This is a genomic window from uncultured Limnohabitans sp. (assembly GCF_937889215.1).
Taxonomy (GTDB): Bacteria; Pseudomonadota; Gammaproteobacteria; order Burkholderiales; family Burkholderiaceae_C; genus Limnohabitans_A.
This window is the reverse complement of record NZ_CALBEX010000130.1, coordinates 1-5,562: the sequence shown is the minus strand read 5'-3', so window position 1 is coordinate 5,562 and position 5,562 is coordinate 1. Positions and strand designations below refer to the sequence as shown.

Genomic DNA, 5,562 nt, shown 5'->3' with positions numbered 1-5,562 from the left:
CTGGGCGGCCGTCCGCGACCGTACCGGGGTCTGCCGCAAACACGTCTGACACGTAATGGGTCGTTTGCGGATGGTTGGCTTCGTGCAAGCTGATGGCCTCTGGGTCGTGATTGATGGCCACATCGACGTGGCGACCAATGCCCAACTCAATGCCAGTTGAAGCGCCGCCGCCGCCAGCGAAAAGATCGACCACGATTTCATGGTGTAGGCCGAGGGTGAATTGGCTCGTCAGCATTTGGGCACCTCGTTCCACTCCCGGCCGTCCAGCATGCGGCCTGCGGCTTTTTTGCCAATCCAAGCTGTCTCTTGTTCACCCCCAACGGGATCAGCCTTTTGAGGATCGTCATGAAACGATCCATCTTTGCGCACGTAGGCCAAGCGCTTGTGAGGGATCATCGCCATCGCGTCATCACAAAAATCTGTGGCGAGCCATTCACCATGCTGCTTAAAGAAGAATGCAACTCCGGCGGCCTGGCACTGGTCGCGAAGGCTGCGCACCCAATCGGGATGCAGCGGTCGAGCGTTGGGGCCACTCTCTCCGCCGACAATGACCCAATGCAAACCCCCATCGGCAGGCTTGCGCAGTTCTATTTGTCGTTTGCCCTCATGGGTGCGGAAATTTCCCGTAGGCTCGCTGTAAATGTAGAACTGAAGATCAACCGGTCCAAGTAGCGGTTCCATGCTCAAGAACCGCTTCGCTGCCGGCACGCGCAGCAGCTTCGGAATGTCGCGGTCGGCTTCTTCCTGGTTGCAGATCGTGGCGCCAATCCAGACGTTCGGGTAAAGGCGCCCAAAGTCGAACGGCACCGGCAGCATGTTGGCCACGTTGCCGATTCGTTTAGTTAAGAGCAACCAATCTAGGTAAGGGGTCTGCTCAATCAGCGTGAACAAATCCTCGCGCCATTCCTGCGGCACCGAGTTGTCGAAAACATCGGCCAGGCTGGCGCAGAACACCCGGTACCGGACCCTTAGGCGCTCGGCCTCGGCATTCCACTTGAGTGGCAATTTCCAATTCGAATCACTGGAGCGGCGGCGCTCTGCACCCGGCCCCCACTGAACCAAGCCGCTGCGCTTGGCCCAGTCCTCGGCATAGCAGTGATCACAGGCGGGCGACACCTTCGTACAGCCGTACCAAGGGTTGAAGGTGAAGCCCTTTTCGCCGTTGGGGCCACGGGTCCACTCGATGGTGGTTTCAGCCACGACCCACCTCGATTCCCAGGGGGTAACGGACCGTAGCCTCGGCGATAGCAGCATCAAAAGCGGCCTCGGTAACCGGCCGCGCAGAAATAGCCTCAAGCGCATCGGTGATCTCGTCTTGGCTATCACTGATGACCACTGCCCGAATCCAGCGGTACATACTGGCTTGCAAGGCCTCGTTGGTGACGATAGGCTGGGCCGCCGCCGACTGCTCGGGGTAATGGCGGCGCAAGTAGTCCGCAAATGCGCTTTGCGTATGCGCGAGTTGGGCGGGGGTGAAAGGTCCCGCGGGCGTGCAATGCCCCGAGGCGGCGGCGTGATTCTGGTCCATTGGAAGTCCTTGTGCAGTGGTCATACACACAGTCTCCCAAGCAAAACCCCCAAGTCAAATTCGAACTGCTAAGCCAAAAGCGCAGCATTCACCTTTGGCCAGAAAATTCAGTGCAAGGGCTCGGTTTCGCGTTGCGTGGCGTCCATTGCGTCCAAGTCTGCAAGGGTGTTGTCGATGGTCTGCGCACTCAATGTGCCAACCTCCAAAAACGTGAAGCCCCCGTCTTCGCGCCAACCGCCCGTGTCGATGAAGTGCACGTTGCCCAGCACCACCGGCCGAACGATGGTTGAATGACCGACCACCAGGGCCACCAGCCCCTCTACTGCGCTGCTGTCGCCGCTCTTGATGCGGTCGCGGCTCCACATGGCGAACTCAGTCATGTCTTTTTGGAGATGCCGAGTTGTGCTTGGGTCCTCCATCGCGGCGACAAACACGCCCCAGTCGCCCATGGGGCAGTCCGCATGGATGATGCCCACCGGGCCGGCTGCTGTTTGCAGTTCGATGGCCAGCGGCAATTCGTCCAACGCATCGGAGAAGCGCAGGCGCTCAGGCTGGGTGTTGCCGATGTTCCAGGCGCCGCCATTTTGCGCATACAGCGAGACATCCATCGCGTTATCGGGATTCCCCCACCGCACAGCGCTGTGATCGTGATTGCCGCGCACCGACTTGAACCACGGCTGGGCCAGCCAATTGAGCACGTCATGAGACTCAGGGCCTCGGTCGACCAGGTCACCGGCGCAAAACAATCTGTCGCGGGACGGGTCGAAGCCGATGAACTCCATCGCCCGGCGCAAGCGCGAAAAATGGCCGTGGATGTCGCCGACGACAAAGTCGCGGCCCGTTGTGTTTTGGGGGTAGCGGTGGATTTGGTGTTTCATTTAAGACCTCAATTGGCGTTGGAGCCGTGCTCAATGGCTTGCTTGGGGCCCTGCGCCTCCATGGGCCGGTAAATCGATTCCCCGCTCGCGGCCTTGAGTCCCTGCATGGCAGCGGCATAGAACCCTGCCTCGGACCTCTTGGGCTCCCGCGTGGGCGCACTCTTGCCCGCCGCCTTCTGCTCAACATACTCGCCGATGGCAGCCTCAACCGGTTCGGGGTTGGCAAAGTCGGCCACGAGCTTGTCGATGCCCGCAACCCAGCCCTCGGCGAACGCGTCCCCGAGCCGTGTGGTCTTGGCGCGGCCACCACGAGCCTCACTCAAGCCGCGAAGCTCTTGCGGTAGCGTACCCACCCCAGCTTGGGCAGGAACACGCGGGCGTTGGCCTCATCGAGCTTAAACTGCTTGGGGTCGGGGTAACGAAAACCGTTGTTGTCGCCTTTGCGCTTAAAACGAGGAAAGCCCGATCGCTTGGCAAAGAAGTTGGTGTAAGCCCGCTCCAAATCTTTCAGCGTCTGCTGCAAGGGGTGCGCTGGGGCTGTGGCCAGCCACGCGGTCTCCGAGTCGTTGCGCCAATCCGTTAAAACCTTGCACAGCCCAGCGTAGCCAAGTTTTTTGTCGCCACGCTCATGGCGCTCCTTTTGCAATGCCAACGCCTTATTGAAGACAAACCTGCACGCACCAACGAATCGGCGCATCTGTCTGGCCTGCGCCCCATTGGGCATCAGCTCGAATTTGAAGGCTTGCAGGCGTTGCATGGTTGGTTTCTTTGGTAGAGAAATCATCATGCAATGAAGATGCACGGTGTCAAATGCGATTGACAGGGTTTCGACGAGCCCACTTGTGCGGGGACTCGGGGCATGCAAAGGACCGCTTCGCGGTCCGCGCTATCCTTCCCGGCCCTAAAGTGACCGGGCTTGTCGCGCATTTTGGTCAAATTTGAAGGCTCAAGCCTTCACAACGGTTTGCGAATGTTCTGGTTTAAAACCACTGTTTCGCGAAGTATTACCGGACTTTGGAGCAACCAGAAAAAGCCTTAATCGGTGTAGCTTTTGGTATAGGTATTTCCTGAAAAAACCCCGGTTTTCATAGAGCGGGCATGTCCTACCATTGAACGACACCCGCCAAGCTGCGTAGTTTACTTGAGGATATCGCCCATGCAGAGGTATTTGATTTCCACATAGTCGTCCATGCCGTGGTGCGAGCCTTCTCGGCCCAGGCCCGACTGCTTGACGCCACCAAAAGGCACATGTTCGGTGGCCAAAATGCCCACGTTGATGCCGACCATGCCGTACTCCAACGCTTCGCTGACGCGGAAGATGCGCCCCACATCGCGGCTGTAGAAGTAACTGGCCAGGCCAAACTCGGTGTTATTGGCCGCGTCAATGGCTTCTTGCTCGGTCTTGAATTTGAAGATCGGCGCAAACGGGCCAAAGGTTTCTTCTTTGGCGCAAACCATGTCGGCGCTGGCATCGGCGATCACGGTGGGCTCAAAAAACTGGCCGTCCAGGCGCTTGCCGCCGGTGAGCACGCGACCGCCCTTGGCGATGGCGTCATTCACATGGCGTTCGACCTTGTCAAGGGCCGAGGGCTCGATCAGTGGGCCTTGGTTCACGCCGTCGGCAAAACCGTTGCCCACTTTGGCCGTTTTGACTTTGGCCGCGAACTTGGTGGCGAATTCTTCGTACACCGATTCCTGCACATAAAAACGGTTGGTGCACACGCACGTCTGACCGGCGTTGCGGTATTTGCTGGCGAACGCGCCTTCCACAGCGCTGTCGATGTCGGCGTCTTCAAACACGATGAAGGGCGCGTTACCGCCGAGCTCCAGCGACATTTTTTTGACGGTGGGGGCCGACTGCGCCATCAAAATGCGGCCCACTTCGGTCGAGCCTGTGAAGCTGATGTGGCGCACCACATCGCTGGCGCACAGCACCTTGCCAATGGCCACACTTTGCGGGCCATCGGCGGTGATGATGTTGAACACCCCGGCCGGGATGCCAGCGCGAATGGCCAATTCGGCGGCGGCCAGCGCGGTGAGTGGGGTTTGCTCGGCGGGTTTGATGACTACGGTGCAACCTGCCGCCAAGGCCGGGGCCACTTTGCGGGTGATCATGGCCAGCGGAAAGTTCCATGGCGTGATGGCCGCACACACGCCAATGGGTTGCTTGAGCACCAAGAGGCGGCGGTTGTTGTCGAACTGGGGCAGGGTCTCGCCGTTCACGCGCTTGGCTTCTTCGGCAAACCACTCCACAAAACTCGCGCCATAGGCCACCTCGCCACGCGACTCGGCAATGGGTTTGCCGTTTTCTGCGGTCATTAGGCGTGCCAAGTCTTCGGTGTTGGCGATCAGCAGGTCAAACCACTTGCGCAAAATGATGCTGCGCTCTTTGGCGGTTTTGGTTTTCCAGGGGCCCCAGGCGGCGTTGGCGGCGGCAATGGCGGCTTCTGCTTCGGCCGTACCGAGGTTGGCCACGCTGGCCAAGTGACCACCCGTGGCCGGGTCGGTCACCTCAAAACGCTGACTGCCTGAGACCCACTGCCCGTTGATCAGAGCGTCGGTTTTGAGCAAAGTGGGGTCGTTGAGCAGGGCGAGGGGCGATGTTTTCATGTCCATGAAGTTCTCCAAAAGGTGTCAGTTGAGAAGTTTGTACCTGACAATTTTCACAGCTTAGCCCTTGGAGGACGTCTTGACTGTCACAAAAGTCGCAAAACCTTGCGTATGGGCTTCGTGTGAGCCCAGAACGGGCTGGAGCCAAATCTATAATGTTTTGTTGCATTGAAAGCATAAAACACCATGAGCCAAGCCTCCATTTCCGTCTCAGACATCCGCAAGACCTTTTTGGACTTTTTTGAGTCCAAAGGGCACACCGTGGTGGCGTCCAGCCCCTTGGTGCCGGGCAACGACCCGACTTTGATGTTCACCAACTCGGGCATGGTCCAGTTCAAAGACGTGTTTTTGGGCTCCGACAAGCGCAGTTATGTACGCGCTGCATCTGTGCAAGCCTGTTTGCGGGCCGGTGGCAAACACAACGACTTGGAAAACGTGGGTTACACCGCCCGCCACCACACCTTCTTTGAGATGATGGGCAACTGGTCGTTTGGCGACTACTTCAAGCGCGAATCGCTGCAGTGGGCGTGGGAGCTGCTGACCCAG

General features: G+C 58.8%; 6 protein-coding genes and 2 pseudogenes. 1 reads left to right on the top strand and 7 read right to left on the bottom strand.

Annotated features, from left to right (window positions below; translation table 11 throughout):
• The 7 genes and pseudogenes from Q0341_RS03400 to Q0341_RS03370 all read right to left on the bottom strand — a co-directional run.
• Nucleotides 1-235 (bottom strand): annotated as a pseudogene (locus Q0341_RS03400) (DNA cytosine methyltransferase); the annotation flags it as partial.
• Nucleotides 229-1,200: a phage Gp37/Gp68 family protein gene (locus Q0341_RS03395; RefSeq protein ID WP_299510562.1), complete on the bottom strand. Its 972-nt coding sequence runs from the start codon at nucleotides 1,198-1,200 to the stop codon at nucleotides 229-231. The gene Q0341_RS03395 and the pseudogene Q0341_RS03400, both read right to left, overlap by 7 nt.
• The gene (locus tag Q0341_RS03390) at nucleotides 1,193-1,528 is read right to left on the bottom strand and encodes a hypothetical protein (RefSeq protein WP_299510560.1); all 336 of its coding nucleotides are present in this window, start codon (nucleotides 1,526-1,528) and stop codon (nucleotides 1,193-1,195) included. The genes Q0341_RS03395 and Q0341_RS03390 overlap by 8 nt, the downstream gene beginning before the upstream one ends.
• Nucleotides 1,529-1,635: 107 nt before the next feature.
• The gene (locus tag Q0341_RS03385; protein WP_299510558.1) at nucleotides 1,636-2,406 is read right to left on the bottom strand and encodes a metallophosphoesterase; all 771 of its coding nucleotides are present in this window, start codon (nucleotides 2,404-2,406) and stop codon (nucleotides 1,636-1,638) included.
• An 8-nt stretch (nucleotides 2,407-2,414) separates the two neighbouring features.
• Nucleotides 2,415-2,729 (bottom strand): hypothetical protein, encoded by a 315-nt coding sequence (locus Q0341_RS03380; protein WP_299510556.1) that lies wholly within the window; start codon nucleotides 2,727-2,729, stop codon nucleotides 2,415-2,417.
• A gap of 8 nt (nucleotides 2,730-2,737) precedes the next feature.
• Nucleotides 2,738-3,163 (bottom strand): annotated as a pseudogene (locus tag Q0341_RS03375) (transposase); the annotation flags it as partial.
• A 380-nt stretch (nucleotides 3,164-3,543) separates the two neighbouring features.
• Entirely contained in the window at nucleotides 3,544-5,022 is a 1,479-nt protein-coding gene (locus tag Q0341_RS03370) for an NAD-dependent succinate-semialdehyde dehydrogenase (RefSeq protein WP_299510555.1), read from the bottom strand.
• Between the two features lie 180 nt (nucleotides 5,023-5,202).
• Here Q0341_RS03370 and Q0341_RS03365 point away from each other — a divergent pair.
• On the top strand, nucleotides 5,203-5,562 hold a 360-nt coding region (locus Q0341_RS03365; RefSeq protein WP_299510553.1), incomplete at its 3' end, for an alanine--tRNA ligase-related protein.

Bases quoted from the DNA above. Each gene is read 5' to 3' on its own strand.
- Q0341_RS03385 (WP_299510558.1), bottom strand. From the start codon at position 2,406: ATGAAACACCAAATCCACCGCTACCCCCAAAACACAACGGGCCGCGAC.
- Q0341_RS03390 (WP_299510560.1), bottom strand. From the start codon at position 1,528: ATGGACCAGAATCACGCCGCCGCCTCGGGGCATTGCACGCCCGCGGGA.
- Q0341_RS03370 (WP_299510555.1), bottom strand. From the start codon at position 5,022: ATGGACATGAAAACATCGCCCCTCGCCCTGCTCAACGACCCCACTTTG.